The sequence below is a fragment of the Lyngbya confervoides BDU141951 genome (assembly GCF_000817775.3).
GTDB lineage: Bacteria > Cyanobacteriota > Cyanobacteriia > Thermosynechococcales > Thermosynechococcaceae > Lyngbya > Lyngbya confervoides.
Genome location: NZ_JTHE03000056.1, coordinates 1 through 24,661, shown reverse-complemented (window position 1 = coordinate 24,661; position 24,661 = coordinate 1). Strand labels below are relative to the sequence as shown.

Here is a 24,661-nt window from a genome sequence, read left to right as displayed (position 1 = left end):
TCTTGACGGTCGCGGATCTTGACGCTGAGGCGCCATGCTCTAATCATAGGGGTGCTCACCCGTCGCCAGGTTGTTCCATGATCAGCGCCCTTTTAGTCCTGACTTTATTGTCCTGTCTCATTTGGATGGGGCTGCTCACGCTTCGAGGAGGATTCTGGCGATGCGACCAGCGACTGGATTGTCCGGTCAACCGACCTGAATGGACCGATTGGCCCAGGGTCTGCGCGATCATCCCGGCTCGCGATGAAGCCGCCTATATCGGGGCTACGGTGCGATCGCTCCTGACCCAGGACTACGCTGGGGCTTTCGAGGTTGTCCTCGTGGATGACCAAAGCTCCGACGCCACCGCAGCCCTTGCCCAGCAGACCGCGGCGGATCTAGGAGAAGGCCATCGTCTGCGGATTTTGACCACCCCCCCACTCCCTCCCGGCTGGTCCGGTAAACTCTGGGCCGTCAACACCGGAGTTCAGCATGTTCTCCAAGCCCCTGGCCGCCCCCCAGACTATCTGCTGCTCAGCGATGCAGACATTGTTCACCCCAAAGGAAACCTCACGGCCCTCCTGTCTAAAGCCATCACCGAGAATCGGTTGCTTGTCTCACTTATGGTTCAGCTTCGCTGTCAGTCCTTCTGGGAAAAGGCGCTGATTCCTGCCTTTATATTCTTTTTTCAAAAGCTTTATCCCTTTCCTTGGGCCAATAGTTCCCGCCATAAGCTTGCCGCTGCCGCTGGCGGCTGCATCCTACTACAGCGGCAGGCCTTACTCCAGGCCGGAGGCTTGGAGCGAGTCAAAGATGCCCTCATTGATGATTGCTCCCTTGCCGCCGCCGTGAAGCAAACTGCGGCCACTAAAGACTCCGGCAAAACCACCTGGGGCCGCATTTGGCTGGGACTTTCAACCCAAACCCACAGCCTCCGCGCCTACGACACCCTGGACACAATCTGGACCATGGTGGCCCGCACCGCCTTTACCCAACTGGGCTATTCGACGGTCCTATTGTTGGGGTCTGTGCTGGGAATGATTCTGGTATATCTCTGGCCACCCCTGGCGATCGCAGTGGGAGCGCTGACCCAACACCCCTGGATTGCCCTATGCGGAGGTCTGGCTTGGCTGCTGATGGCGATCGCCTACCTTCCCACCGTTCGCCTCTATCGCCTCCCTCCCCTCTGGGCAATGACCCTTCCGGCCACCGCTCTGCTCTACACCCTCATGACCCTGGATTCTGCCCGGCGTCACTGGCAGGGGCGTGGAGGCGCCTGGAAAGGGCGGGTGTATCCGGCAAAATCCTGACGGGATCCCAGGGCCTGGATTTCAGCCCTGGGACTCCAGGCCCGAGGCCCCTTGACTCAGGTTGGCCAAATACAGGCCCGTGAGCACCACAACGAAGGCCAGCCAATTTTCTACACTAAGGCGTTCCCCAAAGATCATCCAGGCCAAGAGGGCCGTAATCACGGGTTCAAGCAGGAGAAATAGGGAAACATGACCGGAATTCATGCGACTGAGAACGTAGGCTAAAATTCCCTGGCCAAGAACCTGACTGAGCAGACCCAGACAGATCACCGCAGCCCAAACTGAAGCACTTTCTGGGATAAACCCGCTCCCCTCCATCCATATCCCCGGCACTAGAATGACGCTAACCCAAAAACAGGACCCGGTCATGATTGCCGTGGTTGAGAGCTTCCGACGCAGCTTCTCGATAATCAGAAAATTAATCGCGTAGAACACCGAAGACATCAACGCGGCAATATCTCCAATGAAGCTATCATCAGTCACATTAAAATCCTGGATTCCAATTGCCACCACCCCAGACACTGCCAGCAGCAGCCCCATCAGGTAGCGTCTGTCAAAGGTATGTCCCAAAAACAGCCATCCTCCCAGGGTGGCAAAAATGGGGGTCATATTGTGCAGCAAGTTCGAATTCGCCACGCTGGTTTGGGTTAAGGACCAGGCCCAACTTCCTGCGCGAGCCGCAATGGCGATCGCCAGAACGAGCATCAACAAACCTTCCACCCAAGGGGTATCTCCCGCCAACTTGCTCTCTCCCGTAAGGTCAGCCTCGACATCAGCCGTCGAGATCTGCTTCAGCCCCTTCAGCCCGTTCATGAGGGCAAGCGCCATTGAAGCAATCCAAAACCGGTCAAAAATGGTAGCCAGGGGCGTTAGCTCAACTTCACTGAGGCGCGTGAAGATCGCCGAACAGGACAAAATCATGACGCCCAGCAGCAGTAGCAATAGATCCCTGGGCCAAGAATTGCTAGGAACCGTGGTTGTTTTTAGTTCAAGCTGCTGGGCCATGCCATCAAAAGCCTGAGCATAAAGTTTTCACACTCACCGAAGAATGAAGCCTCCACTGCGCCGGGAGAGAATTGATGAAATTCTTGAGACCTCTTCCTTCGCTTTTAACACCCTTTCTCCACTTTTAACACTCTAAAAGATAAGCATTCCGTTAAAACAAGCCAACAGAACAACAAGCCAACAGAAACCGGAGAAGTAGGTCGCAACGAAGCCCCTCATGGGTGGTCGCGTCCCCTCGCTCTCAATGGCTCAAACTTTCACGAGGATAGCCGGGGTAGAGCACAAATCCTGTGGTAAATTGTCTCAAGCATTTGTCTAAAACTTTATCCAGCAACGTTTAGAGCATGGCAGAAACGACCCCGGCAGCTGAACTTTCCTATCAAGTCGCATCCGAGCAAGACGATGAAATTAATTTATTGGAAATTCTGACGGTTCTAAAGCGTCGCTGGGTTTGGGTCATTAGCTCTTTTGGAGCAGTCTTTCTGGGGGTTGGCCTCACCACGGTGTTCCAAACCCCGATCTTCGAAGCAAAGGGCCAAGTTTTAATCAAAAATGACAACACCGCCTCTGCACTCCTCGGTCTCGCAGAACAGTTTGGAGGACTCTCCCCAGCCTCGAATCAAAGTAATCCCATAGAAACTGAATTACAGATTCTCCTCTCCCCCCCCTTACTTGAAACTGTGATTCAATCGCTGAACTTACAAGACAGCAAAGGGGAGCCGCTATTAGTGGAGGATTTTGAGGAAAACATTCGGGCCTCATCCCTCAGAGGCACCGATGTTATTGAACTGGCCTATAAAGATCCCAATCCCGAACGCGCTGCCGCAGTGGTTAACCAACTCATGCAGGCATACATCCAGTATGACCAGGAAATGAATCGATCCCAAACTCGGGCAGCGCGAGAGTTCATCGACCAGCAGCTGCCACGGACCGAAGGTCAACTCAAGCGCGCTCAAGCAGCGCTAAAGCGCTTTAAGGAAGCAAACCAACTAGTTGCACCCACTCAGGAAGCGGAATTTTCCCTGGAGAGTATTGCTGAAATAGAAAAAAATATTATTTTGACCCGCTCTGAGCTGCTAGATTCCCAGGAGCGAACGGCCCAGCTCCGACAAAATCTGGGGGGAATTTCCTCAAGAAGCGCTGTTAAAACCGGTAAAATAGCAGGATCTCAAAGAATACAGAGCAATATCAAGAATTACGAATCCATTCAAGATGAACTCGCTGCCGCCCTCAAGATTTATCAGCCGAACCATCCGGTGGTCATTGAGCTTCGGGAGAAGCAAGCCGCATTGGCACAGAACCTCGATTCTCGTCTAGCGCAGGTCTCTAACTCACCGTCCATTCCAGAAGGAGATCTCGCAGGGACAACGGAACAGACAACAGGGTCTGAGATTATGACCGATTTGGTCCAGGCAGAAGTTGCCTCGCAGGGACTCAGTGAGAGACTGCGAGGCCTAGCGGAGTCCTATGAACTGGCCAAGGGGCAGACAGAAAAATTTCCAGAGTTAGAGCGGCAGTATGCGGAGCTAAAGCTGAATGCAGAGATTGCAACCTTAACCTACACGAACCTTTACGAGTCCCTGCAAAAGGCACTGATCGCAGAAAATCAAAACCTCGGAAAGGCTAATATTCTGCACGAAGCCCCAGTCCCTAAGGATCCCATCTCTCCCAGAATTGTTCTGAATTTACTCATGGGGGGAATATTAGGCATCTTACTGGGGGCTGGGCTGGCGCTTATAGTGGATCACCGAGACTTGAGATTACGAACGGTCCAGGATGTTCGCAATATCTATCGGTTCACCTTGTTGGGGACAGTTCCGGATTTTGCGACAGAACTGGGATCCGCGGAGGTGAACCGCGCTAGCACGCTATTTGTGCGCGATCGCCCTCGGTCCATGATGAGTGAAACCTATCGCATGATTAACACGAATCTGAAATTTTCCCGTTCCGATCAACTTCAGGTTCTTGTTTTTTCCAGCGGGATGGCGGGGGAAGGAAAATCCAGCACCCTGGCTAATGTTGCTCTCGCGATGGCTGAATTGGGAAATCGCGTTCTGCTGATCGACGCGGATATGAGACTTCCCTCCCAGCATCAGGTGTGGGAAATTCCGAATCGGCGAGGCCTCAGCAACGTTTTAGTAGATAAAGCCCATGCGGTTGAAGAGATTCCCGTTATTGCGGAGAACGATTATTTGGATATTTTGCCCGCGGGCGCTTTACCCCCTAATCCAATAACGCTGCTTGACTCCCGGCGATTCAGACAGCTGATCAAGGATCTGCGCGAGCGGTATGAATACATCTTGATTGATGCCCCGCCCCTCACGGTGGCTTCCGATGCTCTCCTGATCAGTCAGCAGACTGACGGTCTGATTTTAATTGCCAGACCGGGAACGCTCAACCGAGCCGCGGCTAACACCACCCTAGAAATGGTTCAACAATCCCACGTCAAGGTGTTGGGTTTAATTGCCAATGGAGTGATTCCTAAAAATGAAGCCCATGGCTCCTACTACCAGCAGAAATACTATGGCAAACAATCCCCGGATGCAGAGGAAAAGTGGATCGAGGAATCCGAGACCAGGGATCCACACCTTCCCAAAGCAGAAAGGAATGGCACCTATCTGGTGAAAGATCGCAAATAATTTCTCGCCAGTTATTAAATCGCAAGGGGACAGTCCAGGTTCCCCTGTGCCTGGAACCTTTGAAAGTTGGGTTCTCTTTGGATGCCGCCCCGATTAAGATAGGTTGAATGCTGCAATCTGGGGGTTAATTCATGGGTCTCAATGAACGATCGCTGCGGTTGAGCACCTACTACGAGCAAATCCAGGAAACGATTCTCAAGCGTCAAGATCCTCTCTCGGGGTTGCTCCCGGCTAGCACAGCCATTAATGAGCATGGCAACTATACAGATGCATGGGTTCGAGACAATGTCTACAGCATCCTAGCAGTATGGGGCCTGTCCCTGGCCTATCGAAAATTAGATGACGATCAAGGCCGTACCTACGAACTCGAGCATTGCGTGATCAAACTCATGCGCGGACTGCTCCATGCCATGATGCGCCAGGCCCATAAGGTAGAGCGGTTCAAAGAAACCCAATCTCCCCTCGATGCACTCCATGCCAAGTACCACACCCGCACTGGAGATCCAGTGGTGGGGGATGACCAGTGGGGGCATCTTCAACTAGACGCCACGTCCCTTTATCTACTGATTCTGGCCCAGATGATTGAGTCGGGTCTTTCGGTGATCTACACCCGAGATGAAGTGGACTTTATCCAAAATCTGGTCTATTACATCGGCCGCACCTACCGCACGCCAGACTACGGCATTTGGGAGCGGGGCAACAAGCTTAACCATGGAAAGCCTGAGCTCAATGCCAGTTCCCTCGGCATGGCCAAGGCTGCCTTGGAAGCACTCAATGGCTTTAATCTCTTTGGTATTTACGGATCCCAGGCCTCTGTCATTCAGGTGCTGCCGGACGAAATTGCGCGATCGCGCGCAACCCTTGAATCCATGCTGCCGCGCGAGTCTAGTTCCAAAGAGGTGGATGCCGCACTGCTCAGCATCATTGGCTTCCCAGCATTTGCCGTCGATAACGCGGATCTATGCGATCGCACCCGGCAAAAAATCATCGATCAGCTCCAGGGTCGCTACGGATGCAAACGCTTTCTGCGAGACGGACATCAAACCGTTATCGAAGACAGTTCAAGATTGCATTACGAACCTTCAGAACTGAAGCAATTTGAGCATATTGAATGCGAATGGCCCCTATTTTTTGCCTATCTGCTTCTGGATGCAGCCTTTCGCCACGAATCTCAGCAAGTGCGCCACTATCGTCAGGCACTTGCCAGGGTGGCCGTACAGCAAAACGGCTATGCACTGTTACCGGAGGTGTATTACGTCCCTCAGGAGGCGCTGGAGGCAGAACGTCAACAGCCCCAAAGCCAGCCCCGTCAACCGAATCAAAATTTGCCACTCGTTTGGGCACAAAGTTTATTTTATTTAGGAGAAATGCTGTCCGAGGGTCTTTTAGAACTGGGAGATCTTGATCCCCTTGGACGACATCTACAAATCAAACGCAAACCCCTGCCCGTGGTACAGGTGGCTTTGCTGGCGGAGGATGAATCCCTGCAGCAGCAGCTATCCGCAGATGGCATACCGACCCAGACTCCTGCCCAGGTGGCTCCGATCCTGGTCCATCAGGCTAAGGATCTAGGGCTGATTTTTACCCAAATTGGTCGCAATGACCGGTTAGGGATTTCGGGCCGCCCCCTTCGACGCATGCGCAGCTTAACCACCTCCCGCATCTTTCGGATTCAAGGAGAAACCGTCGTCTTTTTACCCGCCCTGTTGGATCAGCAGCAGTTTTACCTGACGGTGGATCCCCGTTTCTTAGTGAATCAAATCCGCTCTGAACTGGCCTATATTCAGCGGCATTGGAGTTCACGCGGCAGACCCACCGTCACGCTACTGCTCAAGCACACAATGTTTGAAACCTCCGGGAGCATCGAACAGCAGCCAGCGCCCATGATAGAACTACTCCGGGAATTAGAGACCGGTCGGTGTGGCGATGTTTCCATTCAGACAGGACGGCTGAACCCGCTTATGCTGCGAGCCTGTGTGGAACAGATTGGCAATATTGGCACCTGGGATATTACCAACCTACCCTGCCAGGATCTGCAGCTGTTTGACCATTACCTGCAGTTTGACTCAAGCCACATTGCGCCCCTCTCAGCCGATCAAGAGCTGTCCTTAGAGCAAGAGTCTGATTCTCGGCCTATCTTGCAGCGATTGCGAGAAACGGATAACCTCTACGAGCAAGTTGAGCTGCTTGAAGCCTTAGCGCGGCTGGAAACCCTAAATTTTGACACCGGCCTGGGACAAACCGACGAAATCGTCACCGTGGCAGCCCTGCTTGAGGAGGTTTACAACAAGGCCATTGACTATCGCCAGTGGGACATTATGCGCTGGGTTGCCGGCCTCAATGATAAAGTGGTGACCCTGAGTTTGGCGGACGCCGTAACCGACATTCTGGCACGCCAGAAACAAATTTCCGTGGGACGTGCCTATAGTGAGGACTCCTTAATCCAATCTCCCCTTTCTCCCCAGGAAATTCTTGCTAAAATCCGCAAGTTTTGCCGTTATGACATGCGCGATCGCGTCCTAACCCAGGAAATGCTCATCTATCTTAGCCTTCTGCTAAAAGCAGAACCGAGCCTATTTGATGGCATGATCACCATTCGCGTCGGACATTTGATTTTACTACTGACCAGCGAGCTATCCCAGACCCTACAGATCCCTCAAGATGAAGCCTATGAACATCTGATGGCCATGAGTCCCCACGACATTCAAACGCATCTGCACAGCGTCCTCTGCGGCTACCAGACCATGAACCAAACGCTAATGGCGCAAGAGTCTTTACAGTCTACGCAGTCTAACCAAGACATTGACTGGGTCGTTTTACCTCAGCAAAATGAACCCCTTCCGGAACAGGGGGACTGGTTCCGCAAGCGACAGCTAGAGGGGTCGGTCAACCGCGTACCAAAGGATTTCTATCCGCGGGTCTGGACGATTCTCAAACACTGTCGGGGGCTGGTCATTGGGGATAAGCTAGAGCGACGCAACCGCCTCGATAGTGAGCCCCTGCTGTCGGAAATGACGGCCGGGGAGAAAAACTTTGCTCTCAAGGTTGAACATCTGCTGAACAAAATTCAGTCCCCGGTTTACCGCCAGATTAACATTGAGTGCTTGATGGAACTCGCGGCCATCGCCGAAGGAAACCCCGATTTACAAATCCAGGACTTTATCGTGCTGGATATTTTAATTGGTCATGCCGTGCGGTTGGTCTGGCTCGACCGCCATCCAAGCCACCAAGAAAACTACGATGAACACAAGGCGGAGGCCTGGCAATACTTTTACCAACAGTCTCCCTACGACTGCGCTAGCTACATTGTTAAGGCGCTGCAGTTCCTCACCCACATTGCCCAGGAGCGTCCTCCCGCAACCAGCCGTCGATGAATGATTCTGCCTGGATTTCAGCCTCCTGGCTGGCTCGTTCGTCCCTCGCCGTAGCGCCGGATTTAATTGGCTGTACCCTCGCCCGTCAACTGGCATCGGGACCCATCTATCGAGGACTGATTGTGGAAACTGAAGCCTACATGGCTGGCGATCCGGCCTGTCATGGCTATCGAAAACAGACCCGGCGCAATGCTCCCATGTTTGGCAAGGCTGGTCATGCCTACATTTACTTAATCTATGGCATGTATCACTGCTTTAACGTGGTCACAGATCGAGAGGGGCTAGCAAGCGCTGTGCTGATCCGCGCGATTCTGCCACCGACCTCACTGCCTCCAAGGCCCAAGGACCTGAAGGGCAAACCTGAACGCTACGGCGCGGGGCCGGGAAAGCTCTGCCGACTGTTCCACATTGATCGCACCCTCTCGGGGCTGCCCCTGCAGCCCAGATCGGGGCTGTGGCTAGAGCCGCGATCGCCAGATTTCGCTCAAAAACTCACCCAGGGGGGGCACCAGATCATCCAAACCACCCGCATTGGCTTGAGTCAAGGTCAGGATCTACCTTGGCGGTGGTATTTGAACCACTGTCAAGCCGTATCGATTGCTAGGAAATCCAACCAAAATATGGGATAAAACAGGTCGAGGGTGTGAAGGAAAAATCAAAATGGGCTTATTGACTCAACGGCGGCTGAAAATGTTGGGGCTAGTGTTTCCAAGCCTCTTTCTGACAACCGGGGCCAGGGCAACACCCTTCCTTCCCATGGAGATCACCTATCCGCCTGAGGAGGGCACCGCAGGACCACCCCCAGCCTCCCAGGCTCCGCCCCCTCCCTGTGCGGAACCCTCCACCCCGCAGACAGGCCCAGAGAATAGCCGCTGGACCTTAGTCGAAACCCTACGGGCCTGCCTGGAACAATCGGGGGCCGCCCCCCCGCTTGACCCAATTTCCAGCAGTAATCCCCATGCTCACATCCCAGCGGAAACCCAGATCATTTCTGAACGGGTTGCTGCCCTATCCGCACAACTAGCCCTCCTGGAAGATCAGCAGTTTTCCACCACCACCAAACTCACCTCCCTGACCATTCTTGGATTGAAAACCGGGGATAGCCTCACCCCAAGACCGGCCTTCATTCGCTCCCTAGATCGTTCTACGCCAACCCAGTCCCAAACCTCGGCCCTAGGCGCTGTCTTTTTCTCCCTCAATACGAGCTTTAGCGGTCGAGACGTTTTAAAGACCACCCTCTACAGCAGCAATCAGGCCCAGGAATTTTTCAGTCAAAGCCAGCTTGGAAATTCTCCGAGCAACCGCGGGATTGATACCTTTTTTCCCCCCAGCCGTACAGTCTGGTCGCTCATTCCCAACTCATTCAGTCTCTATCGCCTGTCCTACCAATTCCCGGCAACTCGTGATCTTTCGATTACCGTTGGGTCCAAGTTTTATCCCACCGATATTATCGATACCAACAGCTTCACCCATCCGATCAACACCTACAATTCATGGTCCATGGTCAATAACTTGCTCCTTACCCCCTATTCGATTCGGTTGCTCGGCGGAGCAGGGGCAGGGTTTGACTGGAGGATTAATCAAGGTCCGGTGTCGGTGCGGGGGGTTTACATCGCGCGCAGGGGGGGAGAGGCCGGGTCGTCCTCCCCCAACGCCTCGGGGGGGTTATTCGCCCCCCCTTACCAGGGCAGCGCCGAACTAGAATTCTCAGAGCGATGGAGTTCCAGCAATAGCCTCACCCTTCGACTGCAATACACCCACTCAGACAGCTCCGGAATTGAACAAGATGTGCTGGGGGTTAATGCGGAGGTTCTCCTCGGCAAGGTGGGGCTGTTTGGTCGCTATGGTCATGCCTGGGCGATCGCAGATCCTGGCATTAATCCCCTTCCCTTTGGCGATGGCGATGCAGGATCATTCCGGGCCCAGCTTTTTCAAGCTGGCGTTGCGGTACAGGATTTAGGCATTGAGCGATCGCTTTTTTCAGCCGCCATCAGTCAACCCTTTATTACAAATCTCCGGCCTGCCCCCGGCATCCTCCCGCGGGCTCAAACCAATTTAGAGGCATTTTATCGAATTCCCCTCAGCGCCAATCTGTACCTAACGCCGACACTAATGACCATTTTTAATCCCAACAACCGCGCAGATCAGCCCAGCCTTGTGCAGGGATTTCTGAGATTAACCTTTCTGTATTGAGGACCCAGCAAACCGTCAGCACCCATAGCCCGCATGAATTCATCCACTCTTACCCTCCATCTTTCCCCAGACCTGATCGAGCGATTGCAAACTTTCCAGCACAGTCGTCAGCTCAGTAGTTTGAACGCTGCTGCTCTGGCGATTTTAACTGCGGCGCTGCTGAATCAGGATCAAGCCCTGACCCAAGCTCTAGAGTCCCAACACCGCAGCAGCGATACCCTGGATTTAAGCGATTCCCCTCCCCTGAAGACCAGCGCTCCCTTACCAGAGCGGTCGGTCCCCCATGGGAATCCTTCCCTCTCCCATCTAGAATCCCCCCTCCCGCCGACCCAACTACAAGCCATAGAGCAACAGTTACTGGCTCTATCCCGGGAGGTGATTGAACTACGACAACAGGGACCGAGCTACTACGACCAGTTGCGGGGCCAAGTGGCAGCCATCCATCTCAGCCATTCTGGACTGATTAAGAATCTGCGGGAGCGACTTGAAGCCTTAGAAGCTCAAATGGGCTTAAAGTCTTCTTCCGTCACTCCCCCATCGGAACAAGCCAACTAGCTCACCTGAACGCCCTTCCAAAAAGCAATGTAGCCCTTGATCTGATTGGCAGCCTGCTTTGGCTCGGGGTAGAACCAGGCCGCATCTGGATTCACCGCTCCCTCTACCTCCAGAGTGTAATAGCTGGCAACACCCTTCCAGGAACAGGTGGTATGGGTATCGCTAGGCTTTAAATAGTCCTGGTTAACATCCTCAGGAGGGAAATAGGCATTTCCCTCAACCTCAATGCAGCGATCGCTTTCGGCAAGCACCGCACCCTTCCAAACCGCTTGAGTCATAGTCACATCCTGATCTCGTCTGATTGATTTCGTGTACCTTCCCCCACCTGTGGGGGAGGTGTTATCTTAACCAGTATTTACTATAAGAAACTTTAAGGAACGTGAGCCTGGCTCGCCCTAATCCTATGGAACTTCAAAATCTTATGCCCTCCTTGCACGAAGTTACCTCACCTGAAACTGCCCCGAACGAAACTCACGCGAACCTGGCAGCAGGGCATGCCCAAGAACCGCCGCTAGAGGACGATCAGGCCCGTTTGAAGCGCGATCAGGCCGACCCTCTCCCCGCCTCTCCGTCCATTTCTGAATCGGATCTACCAAGCTGGTATGCTCCAGAGTGCTTTGCAGATCGGCACATTGGCCCCACGGTTAAGGATCAGGAAATCATGCTCCAGACCCTTGATTTACCTCATCTTGAAGCGTTGATCGAGCAGGCCGTTCCCCAATCGATTCGCTCCCAGGCAACCCTCCAACTTTCTGGGCCGAGATCGGAAGCCCAGGTCATTGAGGATCTCAAGGCGATCGCGGCTCAAAATCAAATTTTTCGCTCCTACATTGGCATGGGCTATTCCGCCTGTATTACGCCAGCCGTTATCCAGCGCAACATTTTAGAAAATCCGGGATGGTACACCCAGTACACACCCTATCAAGCCGAAATTGCCCAGGGTCGTCTCGAAGCTCTGCTAAACTTCCAAACCCTCATTACTGAACTCACCGGGATGGAAATCGCCAATGCCTCCCTTTTGGATGAAGGCACTGCCGCAGCGGAGGCTATGGCCTTGAGCTATGCTCAACAGCGTCAAAAGACTGATCAGACCTACTTTGTTTCTGAGCTTTGCCATCCTCAAACCATCGCAGTGGTCAAGAACCGAGCGATTCCTCTGGGGATTGAAGTCGTTGTGGGCGACCACCAAACCTATGATTTTGCATCGGTGCCAACCTTTGGTGCCCTGGTTCAGTATCCTGCGACCAATGGCGAAGTTTACGACTACCAAGACTTTATTGACCAAGCCCATCATCACCAAGCCTTGGTGACTGTTGCTGCAGATTTGCTGAGCTTGGTCCTCCTCAAGCCCCCAGGGGAATTCGGGGCCGATGTGGTGGTGGGCAACAGCCAGCGGTTCGGCGTTCCCCTGGGCTATGGCGGCCCCCATGCGGCTTTCTTTGCCACCCAAAACCAGTTTAAGCGCCAGCTACCGGGCCGGATTGTCGGAGTGTCCCACGATGCCCAGGGCAAGCCAGCCCTGCGTCTGGCCCTCCAAACCCGAGAGCAACACATCAGGCGAGATAAGGCGACCAGTAATATTTGTACCGCGCAAGTCCTCCTGGCAGTCATGGCCAGTACCTATGCGGTGTACCACGGCCCCCAAGGCCTGCGCCGAATTGCACTGAGAGTTCATCGGCTCACCCAAGTCCTGGCAAGCGCTCTACAGCAGCTTGGGCTGGATCTGCGGACCCGCAGTTTTTTTGATACCCTACAGCTGCAGCTACCTGCCCAGGAGCTAAATGCAGTGCGATCGCGCGCACTGGCCGCCCGGATTAACTTTCGCTACGAGGGGAATCAAACCCTGGGCATCTCCTTGGATGAAACCACAACCTTTGAAGATATTCAGGAGATTTTAGCGGTCATTGCCCCAGAGAGAAGTGAAGCACTGCCCCTGAAAGAATGGGCCGCCACCTTAGGGGAGCAGAATATCCCCTTGGCCCGAAGCGGGACGATCCTAGATCAGCCCGTGTTTAACAGCTATCACTCTGAAACGGATCTGTTGCGCTATTTACATCGCCTTCAGGCCAAGGATCTCTCCCTGACCACCTCCATGATTCCCCTGGGGTCCTGCACCATGAAGCTGAATGCCACCACGGAAATGCTGCCCGTGACCTGGCCTGAGTTTAGCCAGCTGCATCCCTTTGTGCCACTAGAGCAGGCCCAGGGCTATCAGATTCTATTTCAGCAGCTCGAGACCATGTTGGCGGAAATCACCGGGTTTGCCGGCATTTCTCTGCAGCCCAATGCCGGATCTCAGGGAGAATATGCCGGACTGCTGGTGATTCGCCAATATCACCACAGCCGCGGCGACGGCCATCGCAATGTTTGTCTGATCCCCGACTCCGCCCACGGGACCAACCCCGCCAGTGCCGTGATGGCAGGCATGAACGTGGTTGTGGTTGGCTGCGATAGTCAGGGCAACATTGACCTGGCCGATCTGCGGAAAAAAGCCGAGGCCCATCGAGAGCATTTGGCGGCCCTCATGGTCACCTACCCTTCAACCCACGGGGTCTTTGAAGCCAGCATCCGGGAAATTTGCGAGATTGTCCATGGCAACGGGGGTCAGGTTTACATGGATGGTGCCAACCTCAATGCTCAGGTGGGTCTTTGCCGACCCGGTGAGATCGGCGCCGATGTGTGTCATCTGAATCTCCACAAAACCTTTTGTATTCCCCACGGGGGCGGTGGCCCTGGCATGGGACCGATTGGTGTCCAGGCTCACCTGGCTCCGTTTTTACCGTCCCATCCTCAGGTTGCTGTGGGCGGCAAGGAGGGCATTGGGCCCATCTCCGCTGCGCCCTGGGGCAGCGCTAGCATTCTGACTATTTCCTGGGTTTACATTGCCATGATGGGAGGAACGGGCGTCACTCAAGCCACCAAGGTTGCCATTCTCAATGCCAATTACATGGCCAAACGGCTTGATCCCTACTACCCAGTCCTATTCAAGGGCGAATCTGGATGGGTGGCCCATGAATGCATTTTGGACTTGCGTCAGTTCAAGAAAACCGCTGGCATTGAGGTTGAAGATATTGCCAAACGGTTGATGGACTATGGGTTCCACGCGCCCACCGTCTCCTGGCCAGTCCCAGGAACCGTGATGATTGAGCCAACGGAAAGTGAATCCTTGGTGGAACTGGATCGCTTCTGCGACGCCATGATTGCCATTCGCGCTGAAATCGCGGAGGTGGAAACCGGACAAGCGGATCTCAAGGACAACGTTCTCAAACATGCGCCGCACACTGCCCAAGTGGTCATGGCAGATGACTGGTCCCGGCCCTACGCCCGTGAAAAGGCCGCCTACCCGGCTCCCTGGACCCGAGAGGCGAAATTCTGGCCCGCAGTGAGCCGCATTAATAGCGCTTACGGCGATCGCAACTTAGTTTGCACCTGCCTCCCCCTCGATGCTTACCAAGACTGATATTCCGGCAGTTTATGACCTCCTTGCCTCCCATTCCCATTCACCTTGTCACGGCCCAACAGATCGAAACCCTGGCGCCAGAGGTAAGAGCCTGGGCCACAGCCACAGGGTTTCAAGCCCAAGCCGATAGCTTCTGTCTGGTTCCAGGGGAAGGGGGGCACTTAAGGCAGGTGCTGGTAGGGTACGAGGGAACGGTGACCCCTTGGGTGCTGGGGGCCGTCTCCGCCCAGCTCCCTAACCACCACTACCGTCTAGCGGGAAACTGGACGCCGGAGGAGGCCACCGCCCTCAGCCTGGGGTGGAGGCTCGGTCAGTATCAGTTCTCAACCTATCGAGAAAACGATCGTCCCTTGGCGACTTTAATGAATTGCGACCATTCCCATCTGGCCTACCTAGAGGCGGCCAGCCAAGCCACTCAACTGGTGCGGGATCTCATCAACACCCCGGCCAATGACATGGGGCCAGAGCAGCTTGAAGCCGAAATTCGTCAGCTGGCCCAAACCCATGATGCCCAGCTAAGCACCGTGACCGGCCCAGATTTATTGGCCCAGAACTATCCCATGATCTACGCCGTTGGCCAGGCCAGTGCCCAGGCTCCACGGCTATTGGATTTGCGCTGGGGAAATTTATCCCACCCTCGCGTTACCCTGGTCGGTAAAGGCGTTTGTTTCGACAGTGGTGGTCTTGACCTCAAACCGGCCCAGGGCATGCTGATGATGAAAAAGGATATGGGCGGTGCAGCCCACGTCCTGGGAGTGGCCAAAATGGTGATGGCACTCAACCTGCCGGTGGCGCTGCGAGTCCTCATTCCCGCAGTTGAGAACAGCGTCGCTGGCAATGCCATGCGTCCCTTAGATGTTCTCAAATCCCGGCGCGGCCTCAGCGTCGAGGTTGGCAATACCGATGCTGAAGGCCGACTTGTGCTTGCAGATGCCCTCTGGGAGGCAGTCTCTGAAGATCTGGATCTCCTGATAGATTTTGCTACGCTCACTGGCGCAGCGCGGGTTGCTCTGGGGAGTGAGCTCCCCGCTTGTTTTTGTAATCAACCTGACCTGGCCCGGCAGGTGCTGGCCTGTGGCGAACAAACCCATGATCCCCTGTGGCAACTGCCCTTACATCAACCCTATCGTTCGCTACTGGAGAGCAAGGTGGCGGATCTTTCCAATATTTCCAGCGGATCCTACGGTGGGGCCATTACCGCAGCCCTCTTTTTACAGGAGTTTATCAAACCCGAGACGCCCTGGATTCACATTGATGTGATGGCTTGGAACGTGCGATCGCTCCCCGGTCGCCCAGAGGGAGGCGAAGCGATGGGAATGCGCGCCATTGTCAAGCTCATTGAACAAATTGCAAGGGACGAGTCAGGACTGTCCTGATTGTGGTGCCGCAGTCAAACAAGACTTGAGCGTGAGAGTGCATCAGTGCCCTAGTTGTGGCTCAACTAAGCCGAGGGATGTTGCAGCAGCGCAAGTGATCTGTAGCCGTGGGCAACGGCAAATAGGAAATGCCTGTGGAGTCGGGGTGACGGGGAGTTCAGTCATGAATTCTAGTCAACTGGCACTGAAACAGGAAATCTTTGGGGCGACCCAGGGAATCTCTCTCTGTCCCTGAAAGGTTAAAGAGAGAGGATGTCAAGCAAGATTCACCGTATGGGTCTGGAGAAACTGCTCTGCCAGGTCAAACAGGCGATCGCGTTTTTCGGGCTTCATTCGCTCCAAGGAACGCACCATCACAGACATGCGGGGATTTTTTTGAATCATCTCCCGCTGGCGATGGATAAAGCGCCAGTAGAGTCCGTCCCAAATGGTGCACCAATCCCCCTGGGGATAGTCCCCCATTTTGCGCAGGTAGTTTGATCCGCAAATGTAGGGCTTGGTCATCATCACGCCACCCTCAGCAAACTGGCCCATACCGTACACATTGGGCACCATCACCCAATCGGCGCTGTCCACAAAAAATTCCATAAACCAGCGATAGACCTGTTGAGGATGAATCTCGCACAGAAGCATGGCGTTGCTCATCACCATCAGCCGCTCAATGTGGTGTCCCCAACCCCGCGTCTGGAGCCGCCCAATTACCTGGTCAACGGGATCTAGGCCCGTGGTGCCCTCGTACCAGCTCGGCGTGAGCTGGCGGGTGTGGCCCAGATGATTGGACTGCCGCTGATCTTCACCCCGGTCGTGGTAGACGCCGCGAATATATTCACGCCAGCCAATAATTTGCCGGATAAATCCCTCCAGGCAGTTGAGCGGAATCTGGTGCTGTTCACCATAGGTGAGGGCAGCATGGACCACCTCCCGCGGGGTGAGAATTCCCAAGTTCATCAGGGGGGAAAGCACCGAGTGAAATAAAAACGGATCTCGGGTCGAGAGCGCATCTTCATAGGGACCAAACTGAGCAAAGCGCTCCTGGAAAAACTGATCCATCCAGGCCACGGCCCCCTCTCGAGTCACCGGCAACCAGAAATTATGGGACTGGCCCGGATGATCCCCCAGGTGCGCTTCTACCCAGCTCGACACCGCCTGCACGTGGACCGTCGGCTGGGGCGGCTTAATGCCTGGAATCGCAATGTCCTCAGGCAGCGACTCGCGGTTTTGGTCATCAAAGCTCCAGCGATCGCCCACCGGCTGCCCGTCCTCGGTGAGCAAAATATTCAGCCGCCGCCGCTGAAGCTTATAGAAGTCCACCATAACGTAACGTTTATAGGCTTTTCGGTACTCCTGAAACTGAGCCTGGGTTGTTAGAAACAGGGGACTTTCGTGGGTCATCAGCCTCAAGCCTTCGCGATTGCAAAATGCTTCTAGACGCGATCTCACGGCATGGTCTTCCACCACATAGGTATGAATGGCTTCGCTAGGGTGCTCAGCCAGAGTCCGGCTGAGCTTTTCCTCGTAGGAGAGGGCGGGAGACGTCTCATCGATCTCCCAATAGTGAACAACGTGCCCCTGAGAGCGCAGACAATCGCGATGATGACGCATCGCTGACAAAACCAGAATAATTTTGTGTTTGTGATAGCGAATTCGCCTGCAAAATTGGGCATCTTCAGCCATGAAGATGTCATGTTCCGCCAGGGGTAATGCCTCATGCCTGGGAAAAAGCATATTGCCGAGCAAAACAATCATGATAAAAACGGTGACCCCGTGGGAAATTGGTACTAAAATATAAATTCTGTGGATTTATCGGAAAGAGTCCTTCAGCCCCTGAGATTGGCGACAATGGCGCTAAAAATTGGGAATTTGTGGCTCGAATCTAAATCATCCTACACAAACAACAGGTAACCTTATGCAAATCTCCGTTAAAGAACAAGGAGGAGGATAATTGAAAAAACTTCAGCCAATGTTTAACTCAGTTCCTACATCGGTTGGTCGTCACTGTATTTTAGAACTTTACGAATGTCCGAAACATTTGCTCGACGACCAGCCATTTATCCAGACAACCCTCAGAAAAGCAGCATTGATTGCAAAATCAACACTTTTAGGGGAGTTATCTCATAAATTTGACCCTCAGGGCGTAACGGCGCTGGTTTTATTGGCTGAATCTCATATTTCTATCCATACCTGGCCAGAGGCTGGATATGCGGCGGTGGATGTCTTCACCTGCGGAGAACATACCCTCCCCGAAGAGGCCAGCGAGTACATTGCGCTGGCGCTGGAATCAGGGCGTCACTCCCTGTCTACCCTCCCTCGGAGTGGACCGCAAAACGCCATTGTCCCCGATGCCATGCTGAGTTTGGCCGTATAAAAAAAGGTTAACTGCATCCAGCGAATTGCCCTTCTCACCCCCTGAGGAGGGCTTTTTGCTCGCTAGGTCAGTGCACATTGGTGATCATCATCATGGCGATCGCCATCCTCAGTCGCCGATAATTCAGGGGTGTGTCAACGCGGTACCCTACTCCATTTACTTGATGAGGATTATGACTACGCCCATGCCCGCCCTCCTTGCCAATCGCTACCAAGTCCTACGGGTCTTGGGTGATGGCGGCTTTGGCACCACCTACCTGGCAGAAGATACCCAAATGCCGTCAAATCGGCGCTGCGTGGTGAAACAGCTGAAGCCGGTAGAGGATAACCCGCAAATTTACGAATTGGTGAAGGAACGGTTTCAACGGGAGGCCGCTATTCTAGAAACCCTCGGAGAGGGCTATGATCAAATTCCCCATTTGTATGCCTATTTCTCCCAGGCTGAGCAGTTCTTTTTAGTAGAAGAGTGGGTAGAAGGCGAAACCCTGACCGAAAAAATTCGCCGCGAAGGTCTGCTTCCCGAAGTAACGGTACGTCAAATCCTGGCCCGAACGCTTCCGGTCCTGGGCTATATTCATCAACAGCAAATGGTGCATCGGGATATTAAACCCGACAATATTATTCTGCGCCAGCGCGACGGGGTGCCCGTACTCATTGACTTTGGAGCGGTCAAGGAAACCATGGGCACCGTGATTAATTCCCAGGGGAACAGCTCCCGGTCCATTGTGGTGGGAACGCCAGGTTTTATGCCCTCAGAACAGATGGCCGGTCGGCCCCTGTTTAGCAGCGATCTCTACAGTCTTGGACTCACCGCAATCTACTTACTCACCGGGAAAATTCCCCAGGATCTGCCCACGGATCTGGCCACCGGCGCAATGCAGTGGCGGCACTTTGCGCCCGGCGTAACCCCTGGCTTTGCCAACTTGCTAGACCGAGCGATTCAGCTTCAGCCCCGCGATCGCTTTCACACCGCCTCCGAGATGCTTTCCGCTCTGGAATCCTTCGATGCAGCAACCCAGGCCCTCCATCCGATGTCGGCGCCCCCTCCCTTGGGCGGAGTCCAAATTCCGGGGAGTCCTGGCCTGAACGGCCCCCAAACCGTGCCTCAAAGTCCCTACCCCACCCCTCAATACCCCCCTCAGCCCCAGGTTTACAGCTCACAGCCCGTCTACAGCAACCCTCCACAGCCTATTTATAATCCTGGCGCGGTTAACAGCGCAGGTCCCACAGCCCAAATCCCCGGCTATCCCCAGCCCTCGACGCCGCCGCTGCAAGCCCAAGCTTCTCCCTCGGGAGACTGGAAAAAAGCTGCAATTATTGGCGGATTTATTGGCCTCTCAATTCTGGGAGGAGCCGTTATGCTGCGGGCGCAGATTGGTAATTTCTTTGGAGATCCCGAGCCCAATACCGCCCAGATCAGTCCTTCCCCCAATCCCCCCCCAGCATCGGAGGAAGCGGATACCAATCAAGAGGAAGGTTCTGCCACGCCTGCGGTGGGTTCCAACCCGCCACCCGTCAGTCAGTCGCCGGCAACGGATCCGTCCAACCCGAACACCTGGGAAACCAACGCCCAAATTATCGGTAAGGCAGGTCAGAAAAATATTCGTTCTGGCCCCGGCACCGACTTTTCTGTCCGCCACATTGCCTACCCTGGCGATCGCGTCCAGGTGATTAGCGAAGATTACGACAAAGGCGGCTATCTCTGGTACAACATTTACTTTCCCAATTCAGGGGCAGAGGGCTGGCTTGCGGCCCAACTTCTCAAAATTGACGGTCAAGCAGTCTACCAACCGCCCAAGCCAGACCCTAAACCCTCAGAAACACCAGCCCCGGCAGCTGACACTAATGCCACCATCGTGGGAACTCCCGGTTCTAAAAATATTCGCTCCGGTCCCGGCACCAATTTCGGGGTAGCGCACATTGCCTATCCGGGCGATCGCGTCAAAATTATCAGCACAGACTATGATTCCGGCGGATATCAGTGGTTTGAAATCTATTTCCCTAAATCCGGTGCCTCAGGATGGATTGCAGCGCAGCTCATTCAAACAGATTGAGCCAAACTATCGAAATCTGGGGATTAGCCGCACCTTAACCCAACTTCAGTCTCGATGACCTGCGAGAGATTGGCTGTCCTCGACTCTTGCTTTCATGCCAGGAACCTACATTTCGCAGGTGCAGAAAAAAGAGAGAGTAGGTCACAGCGGGTAGCCAGGATGTGTATCAATGACCTGAAAAACTCAAGGTTGAGAAATCTAGGCCATTGAGGCTTAATGGCTGGCGTCATTCTCGAAGCGAGCCACCTCAATAATGACCGCATTGGCCAAGTTACAAATCTGACGGAGGATCGCTGCCGTATCATACGCCTGTTGGGGCCACCAGCCTATCGCTACTACCTGATGTCATGACCTGCGAACTGTAGGCTGGACCTGAGTCCCCATTCGGATTGAAGGTTCTCCCCTTCAATCCATTACATCTCGCAACATATTCCAAAACGTCAACACCGCCGGAGAATGCATGGCCTGGCTCACAATGGCAGCCCCAATTCGCCGCTCCAAGGGCACTGGCAACGATCGGATACAAACGTTTTCTGGAATCGGCAAAGCCGCCAGCTTCGGCAAAATTGCTGCGCCTAATCCCTGACTGACCATGCTCACAATGGTCGAATCCTGCGTAATCTGATACCCGACCCGCAGGGTCTGCCCCCAGTTTTTCCAGTGATCCTGCACCACGGTGGTGCATTCCGCATAGTTGAGCAAAATAAACGTGTAGCGATTGAGATCGCCCCAGGAAAGAGGATCAGGAATTGGCGTTTGAGCCTTGGGAAGAAGTGCAACAAATTCATCGCGGGCAATTTCCCAAATATCGAGATCCTCCGTTTGACGCGGCAGCGGAATGATCCCAATGTCCACATCACTTTGGCGAAGATTGCGCACAATTGTCTGGGGATCGGCCTCCTGTAGACTAATTTCCACCCCTGGAAATCGCTGGGAAAAATGCGCAATGAGCGGCGGTAAGAGATGGGTCGCTGCACTGCGAAAAGAGGCCAAGCGAACTCGCCCCCCTTGCAGCTTTAACTCTCGATCTACCTCGGTTTCAATTTGCTGACGCAGATCTAATATCTGCTGAGACAGGTGCAGCACCCGTTCACCCAAGCGGGTGGGCCTTGCCCCAAATCGCCCCCGCGACAGCAAACAGACCCGTAGCTCGTCCTCCAGCGACGCGATCGCTCGACTCACTGCAGACTGAGAAATGCCGAGTTCCAGAGCAGCATGGGAAAAGCTCCCGGCTCGAACCACTGTTTCAAATACCTTGAGATGAAACAGCTCCATACCTACCCCATGTCATTTACTCGAATGGAGGTCATGTTAGCGACGGTCAACCTGTAATTATGTGCCTGATTTTACATCCATCCCCATCCTGCATAGTAAACCCGCGAGGGACGTTTTGTTTCCCAGAATTAAGTCCGTTAGCTTGGGATGAACGCTTGCACCCTTTATTTCGATCGGCATCCCAAACTTGTCATGTATCAGCTCATTCCGTTTCACCGCTTCCGCGAAACCCCCCAGGTTCGGTTCTTCGACATCACCATCAGCCACTCTAATGCCCGCGATTTGGTGTTTCACGAAGGTCCAGCTACCAGTCCCAATAACGACGAATCAGGCGCCTGGCAATTTTACCTCCATCCCCACCAGGAAGATAATTTAATGGCACTCTCCGGGGGCCGCACCTTTTATCTGGTAAATTTTACCTGGCTGAATCCCTTTCATATTGTTCGCCTAGAGGCCGGTGGCGATATTCTGCAAATTCCCCCCGGCACCTTCCACCGTTCCGTGTCCGATCCTGATGGATCGCTGGTACTTAATCAAGCCGTGCGATCGCAGCAGGCCACAGTTGAACGAGAGTTTCGCGTTTATAATTCGGCAGAGATTCCCCGGCTCAAGCAGCTCACCCAAGAGATGATGAACTGCGTCAATCTTCATCAGCTAGGCCGCAGCCATCACCGAGCAGCCTAAGCAATTTTAGATCTGACACAGGTCTGCAATAATTGAGCGAAGTGACGCACCAGTGTGGGGTTAGTGTAGGTTTGGAGGACAGATCGTCGTCCCTGCTCTGCCAGCTGTCTCCTCAGATCCGAACTCTGAAGCAGTCGTTTGAGCTGTTGCGCTAAACTGCCTGGATTTCCTTCCGAGAAAACGAGTCCTCCACCCGTTTCGTGAATTATCCAGGGAATCTCCCCTGAGTCAGACCCTAGAACAGGGGTGCCACAGGCCATTGATTCAATCAAAACGCGACCAAATTGCTCTTTCCAGTGCGGTCGCGTTTCTGAGGGCAAAACCAGCACATCAAAGGCACTCAGGTAACGGGGACTCTGTTCGTGAGGGATAAATCCCAAACATCTCACTCGCTCACTCAGGTTCAGCCTCTGCACAACATCACTGAAGATCGCTTCGTAATCACCACTTCCAATCACCACCAGGCGCCAGGGTAAATGCATCAGCTGCCCCAGAGCGATCGCCAAAGTCTTCAATCCCTTTTCTTCGGTGATTCGTCCTAGATAGCCAATTAAAACCTCCGGCGAAGATTCGGTTAGGGTTTGTTTTAAGGTCAAAGCTTCTGGATGGGGCGAGTAGCGACCTGCGTCGATTCCCAAGGGCAATTTTTCAATCTTTTTGCTAAACCCCTTGGTCTCTAAAACCTGCTGTACGCTTTGGGATCCGGCAAACGCGAAGGTTGAGTTCCGATAGACAAACTGCTCCATCAACCGAAACGGCAACGGGTATTGTTTGTGGATATTTTGCCAAGTATAGAAGGCAATGGGAACTCGTCGCGTGATCTGGTTCGCACAATAGAGCTGAAATGCGGCGATCGCGTAGGGCTCTTCATGAACAAAAATAAAATCGGGCTGCGACCGCTGTACCAAACCGGCAAACCAGGAACGATAGCAGTGCAGCGGAATATTGCCAGAAAACCATACGGGAAATGCAATCAACTTTCCACTAAATCCCTCTAGTTTTCGGGGCGTCAGCTGCCGACCATACTCACTTTGCCAATTTTTCGGCAACACAATCGTGATATCCCAGCCCATCTGCTGCTCAAGCTCAGCATAAAACTGTTGATTCATCGCTGTACAGCAAGAGTGACTAAGAACAAGAAGGCGCATAGAGAATCAGCAGGTCTTCACAAAGATCAGCGGAAGGGTTAGACCTCACCATAGCAGTTCCCATCCTGGCCAACGCATAGCTTCCTTGCAGATCGCAAACCCGACAGTGCTAGCCATGCTCCAGATTAGCCCGAGCATTGCGTTGAAACATCCCTGGCTTGATTCGGCGGAGCGCCGAAGCTCGAAATTTCCTATCCCAATCTTCGCGAGACAACTCAGCAAGATCAGCTAAAGACGGATTAACATTCCAGGGATAAGGTTGAAACTCTTCAATATCCGTAGTTTGGGAGAACCGTTGGTTCCATGGACAAACATCTTGACAGATATCACAGCCTGCAACCCAACCATCCATTTGTCGGGCAACTTCAACCGGGATTTCTGAGGACCGGTTCTCAATGGTGTGATAGGCAATGCAGCGATTCGCGTTCACCACGTAGGGTTCAACAATGGCCTGAGTCGGACAGGCTTCGATACAGCGAGTACAGGTCCCGCAATGGGGCAAATGGGGCGGGTCTGACTTCAACTCTAGATCCGTCAGCACCTCCGCCAGAAATATCCAGGATCCATAGTCTCGCGTAATCAGATTGCTGTGTTTTCCAATCCACCCCAAGCCTGCCTGTTGCGCCCAAGCTTTCTCCTGAATTGGCCCCGTGTCTACGTAAACGCGAGACGCCGCCCCCTTTTCTTCTAACCACTGAGCCAGCACCTTCAAGCGCTTCATGATCACTTTGTGGTAATCTCGGCCCCAGGCATAGCGGGAAATTTTAGCGCGATCGCGCCTCTCCTCTCGCTCGTGAGGCGTGTAGTAATTCACTGCCAAAGAAATAATAGACTTCACCTCAGGCATCACAGACTCAAGGCACTGTCTTCTAGAATCAGACATCCATTCCATTGAGGCTTGGTAGCCTTGATCTAGCCAATAAGCCAGACGCTGGGCAGCAGACTCATTCCCCTGAGCCAGAGTCGACACATCTTGCACATTCACGATTCCAATCTTATGGAATCCGCAAGCTAAGGCCTTTTCCTTCACTTGAAGCGCAGAGATTTCTGCCATCATCACGCAATCCTAAGTGCGAAAATCATCAGCCAAAATCCAGCAAGATCTGATTATCGTCCTAAAAAATAAGAGAGAGCCAGCTTTCTTACTGACTCTCTCCTACTCATTATTACCCTGGCATCGAGCTATTTTCACAGGGGGCTGCCCCCCAACTATCGTCGCCGCTGTCACGTTTCACATCCGAGTTC

Annotated in this window: 19 protein-coding genes; 13 read left to right on the top strand and 6 right to left on the bottom strand. The window is 53.7% G+C overall.

Annotated elements, in window-relative coordinates:
• Positions 1-77 precede the first annotated feature (77 nt).
• Positions 78-1,289, top strand: a complete 1,212-nt coding sequence (locus tag QQ91_RS09845; protein ID WP_166281987.1) for a glycosyltransferase — start codon at positions 78-80, stop codon at positions 1,287-1,289.
• A 21-nt stretch (positions 1,290-1,310) separates the two neighbouring features.
• Here the strand turns inward: QQ91_RS09845 and QQ91_RS09840 are convergent, their stop codons facing one another.
• Positions 1,311-2,294, bottom strand: coding sequence for a DMT family transporter (locus QQ91_RS09840; RefSeq protein WP_166281985.1), 984 nt, complete (start codon positions 2,292-2,294; stop codon positions 1,311-1,313).
• Positions 2,295-2,638: 344 nt separating this feature from the next.
• Here QQ91_RS09840 and QQ91_RS09835 point away from each other — a divergent pair, with 344 nt between their 5' ends.
• From QQ91_RS09835 to QQ91_RS09815, 5 genes are all read left to right on the top strand, one after another.
• The gene (locus QQ91_RS09835; RefSeq protein WP_166281983.1) at positions 2,639-4,933 is read left to right on the top strand and encodes a GumC family protein; all 2,295 of its coding nucleotides are present in this window, start codon (positions 2,639-2,641) and stop codon (positions 4,931-4,933) included.
• 131 nt (positions 4,934-5,064) lie between these two features.
• On the top strand, positions 5,065-8,307 hold the full coding sequence (locus QQ91_RS09830; RefSeq protein WP_166281981.1) for a phosphorylase b kinase regulatory subunit alpha/beta: 3,243 nt from the start codon (positions 5,065-5,067) through the stop codon (positions 8,305-8,307).
• Positions 8,304-8,936: a DNA-3-methyladenine glycosylase gene (locus QQ91_RS09825; RefSeq protein WP_166281979.1), complete on the top strand. Its 633-nt coding sequence runs from the start codon at positions 8,304-8,306 to the stop codon at positions 8,934-8,936. Before QQ91_RS09830 ends, QQ91_RS09825 begins: the two co-directional genes overlap by 4 nt.
• A gap of 31 nt (positions 8,937-8,967) precedes the next feature.
• Complete coding sequence (locus QQ91_RS09820) at positions 8,968-10,500, top strand: carbohydrate porin (RefSeq protein ID WP_166281977.1); 1,533 nt, start codon at positions 8,968-8,970, stop codon at positions 10,498-10,500.
• 33 nt (positions 10,501-10,533) lie between these two features.
• A complete protein-coding gene (locus QQ91_RS09815; RefSeq protein ID WP_166281975.1) occupies positions 10,534-11,055 on the top strand; it encodes a hypothetical protein in 522 nt (173 codons plus the stop codon).
• Here the strand turns inward: QQ91_RS09815 and QQ91_RS09810 are convergent.
• On the bottom strand, positions 11,052-11,333 hold the full coding sequence (locus tag QQ91_RS09810; protein ID WP_166281973.1) for a DUF427 domain-containing protein: 282 nt from the start codon (positions 11,331-11,333) through the stop codon (positions 11,052-11,054). The genes QQ91_RS09815 and QQ91_RS09810 overlap by 4 nt on opposite strands.
• 143 nt (positions 11,334-11,476) lie before the next feature.
• On the opposite strand from QQ91_RS09810, the gene gcvP reads away from it, so the two are divergent.
• From gcvP to QQ91_RS09795, 3 genes are read left to right on the top strand one after another with little or no spacing between them, the layout of a single operon-like run.
• Positions 11,477-14,515, top strand: a complete 3,039-nt coding sequence (gene gcvP / locus QQ91_RS09805) for an aminomethyl-transferring glycine dehydrogenase (protein ID WP_166282023.1) — start codon at positions 11,477-11,479, stop codon at positions 14,513-14,515.
• 14 nt (positions 14,516-14,529) lie between these two features.
• Entirely contained in the window at positions 14,530-15,891 is a 1,362-nt protein-coding gene (locus tag QQ91_RS09800; RefSeq protein ID WP_166281971.1) for a leucyl aminopeptidase family protein, read from the top strand.
• A complete protein-coding gene (locus QQ91_RS09795) occupies positions 15,842-16,126 on the top strand; it encodes a zinc ribbon domain-containing protein (RefSeq protein ID WP_445974542.1) in 285 nt (94 codons plus the stop codon). The genes QQ91_RS09800 and QQ91_RS09795 overlap by 50 nt, the downstream gene beginning before the upstream one ends.
• A gap of 20 nt (positions 16,127-16,146) precedes the next feature.
• Here the strand turns inward: QQ91_RS09795 and QQ91_RS09790 are convergent, their stop codons facing one another.
• Positions 16,147-17,637, bottom strand: a complete 1,491-nt coding sequence (locus QQ91_RS09790; protein WP_166281969.1) for a cryptochrome/photolyase family protein — start codon at positions 17,635-17,637, stop codon at positions 16,147-16,149.
• A gap of 196 nt (positions 17,638-17,833) precedes the next feature.
• On the opposite strand from QQ91_RS09790, the gene speD reads away from it, so the two are divergent.
• The 3 genes from speD (at position 17,834) to QQ91_RS21635 (ending at position 20,660) form a co-directional block, all read left to right on the top strand.
• A complete protein-coding gene (gene speD / locus QQ91_RS09785; RefSeq protein WP_250833317.1) occupies positions 17,834-18,256 on the top strand; it encodes an adenosylmethionine decarboxylase in 423 nt (140 codons plus the stop codon).
• A 172-nt stretch (positions 18,257-18,428) separates the two neighbouring features.
• On the top strand, positions 18,429-20,309 hold the full coding sequence (locus tag QQ91_RS09780) for a serine/threonine protein kinase (protein WP_236096149.1): 1,881 nt from the start codon (positions 18,429-18,431) through the stop codon (positions 20,307-20,309).
• A gap of 216 nt (positions 20,310-20,525) precedes the next feature.
• Positions 20,526-20,660, top strand: a complete 135-nt coding sequence (locus tag QQ91_RS21635; RefSeq protein ID WP_284707167.1) for a hypothetical protein — start codon at positions 20,526-20,528, stop codon at positions 20,658-20,660.
• A 54-nt stretch (positions 20,661-20,714) separates the two neighbouring features.
• On the opposite strand, the gene QQ91_RS09775 is transcribed toward QQ91_RS21635, so the two are convergent.
• On the bottom strand, positions 20,715-21,584 hold the full coding sequence (locus QQ91_RS09775; RefSeq protein WP_166281967.1) for a LysR family transcriptional regulator: 870 nt from the start codon (positions 21,582-21,584) through the stop codon (positions 20,715-20,717).
• Between the two features lie 147 nt (positions 21,585-21,731).
• Between QQ91_RS09775 and QQ91_RS09770 the strand changes: the two genes are divergently transcribed.
• Positions 21,732-22,268 (top strand): cupin domain-containing protein, encoded by a 537-nt coding sequence (locus QQ91_RS09770; protein ID WP_250833316.1) that lies wholly within the window; start codon positions 21,732-21,734, stop codon positions 22,266-22,268.
• Here QQ91_RS09770 and QQ91_RS09765 read toward each other — a convergent pair.
• Together QQ91_RS09765 and queG are read right to left on the bottom strand one after the other, a co-directional pair.
• Positions 22,265-23,377 (bottom strand): glycosyltransferase, encoded by a 1,113-nt coding sequence (locus tag QQ91_RS09765; RefSeq protein WP_166281965.1) that lies wholly within the window; start codon positions 23,375-23,377, stop codon positions 22,265-22,267. The genes QQ91_RS09770 and QQ91_RS09765 overlap by 4 nt on opposite strands.
• Before the next feature lie 148 nt (positions 23,378-23,525).
• Positions 23,526-24,473 carry a tRNA epoxyqueuosine(34) reductase QueG gene (queG, locus tag QQ91_RS09760; RefSeq protein WP_250833315.1) on the bottom strand — a complete coding sequence of 316 codons (948 nt, stop codon included), beginning with the start codon at positions 24,471-24,473 and terminating at the stop codon, positions 23,526-23,528.
• Positions 24,474-24,661 lie beyond the last annotated feature (188 nt).

Bases quoted from the DNA above. Each gene is read 5' to 3' on its own strand.
- QQ91_RS09840 (WP_166281985.1), bottom strand. From the start codon at position 2,294: ATGGCCCAGCAGCTTGAACTAAAAACAACCACGGTTCCTAGCAATTCT.
- queG (WP_250833315.1), bottom strand. From the start codon at position 24,473: ATGATGGCAGAAATCTCTGCGCTTCAAGTGAAGGAAAAGGCCTTAGCT.
- QQ91_RS09800 (WP_166281971.1), top strand. From the start codon at position 14,530: ATGACCTCCTTGCCTCCCATTCCCATTCACCTTGTCACGGCCCAACAG.
- QQ91_RS09835 (WP_166281983.1), top strand. From the start codon at position 2,639: ATGGCAGAAACGACCCCGGCAGCTGAACTTTCCTATCAAGTCGCATCC.
- QQ91_RS09790 (WP_166281969.1), bottom strand. From the start codon at position 17,637: ATGATTGTTTTGCTCGGCAATATGCTTTTTCCCAGGCATGAGGCATTA.
- QQ91_RS09845 (WP_166281987.1), top strand. From the start codon at position 78: ATGATCAGCGCCCTTTTAGTCCTGACTTTATTGTCCTGTCTCATTTGG.
- gcvP (WP_166282023.1), top strand. From the start codon at position 11,477: ATGCCCTCCTTGCACGAAGTTACCTCACCTGAAACTGCCCCGAACGAA.
- QQ91_RS09815 (WP_166281975.1), top strand. From the start codon at position 10,534: ATGAATTCATCCACTCTTACCCTCCATCTTTCCCCAGACCTGATCGAG.
- QQ91_RS09770 (WP_250833316.1), top strand. From the start codon at position 21,732: ATGAACGCTTGCACCCTTTATTTCGATCGGCATCCCAAACTTGTCATG.
- QQ91_RS09820 (WP_166281977.1), top strand. From the start codon at position 8,968: ATGGGCTTATTGACTCAACGGCGGCTGAAAATGTTGGGGCTAGTGTTT.
- QQ91_RS09765 (WP_166281965.1), bottom strand. From the start codon at position 23,377: ATGAATCAACAGTTTTATGCTGAGCTTGAGCAGCAGATGGGCTGGGAT.
- QQ91_RS09780 (WP_236096149.1), top strand. From the start codon at position 18,429: ATGACTACGCCCATGCCCGCCCTCCTTGCCAATCGCTACCAAGTCCTA.
- QQ91_RS09825 (WP_166281979.1), top strand. From the start codon at position 8,304: ATGAATGATTCTGCCTGGATTTCAGCCTCCTGGCTGGCTCGTTCGTCC.
- QQ91_RS09775 (WP_166281967.1), bottom strand. From the start codon at position 21,584: ATGGAGCTGTTTCATCTCAAGGTATTTGAAACAGTGGTTCGAGCCGGG.
- QQ91_RS21635 (WP_284707167.1), top strand. From the start codon at position 20,526: ATGGCTGGCGTCATTCTCGAAGCGAGCCACCTCAATAATGACCGCATT.
- QQ91_RS09830 (WP_166281981.1), top strand. From the start codon at position 5,065: ATGGGTCTCAATGAACGATCGCTGCGGTTGAGCACCTACTACGAGCAA.
- QQ91_RS09810 (WP_166281973.1), bottom strand. From the start codon at position 11,333: ATGACTCAAGCGGTTTGGAAGGGTGCGGTGCTTGCCGAAAGCGATCGC.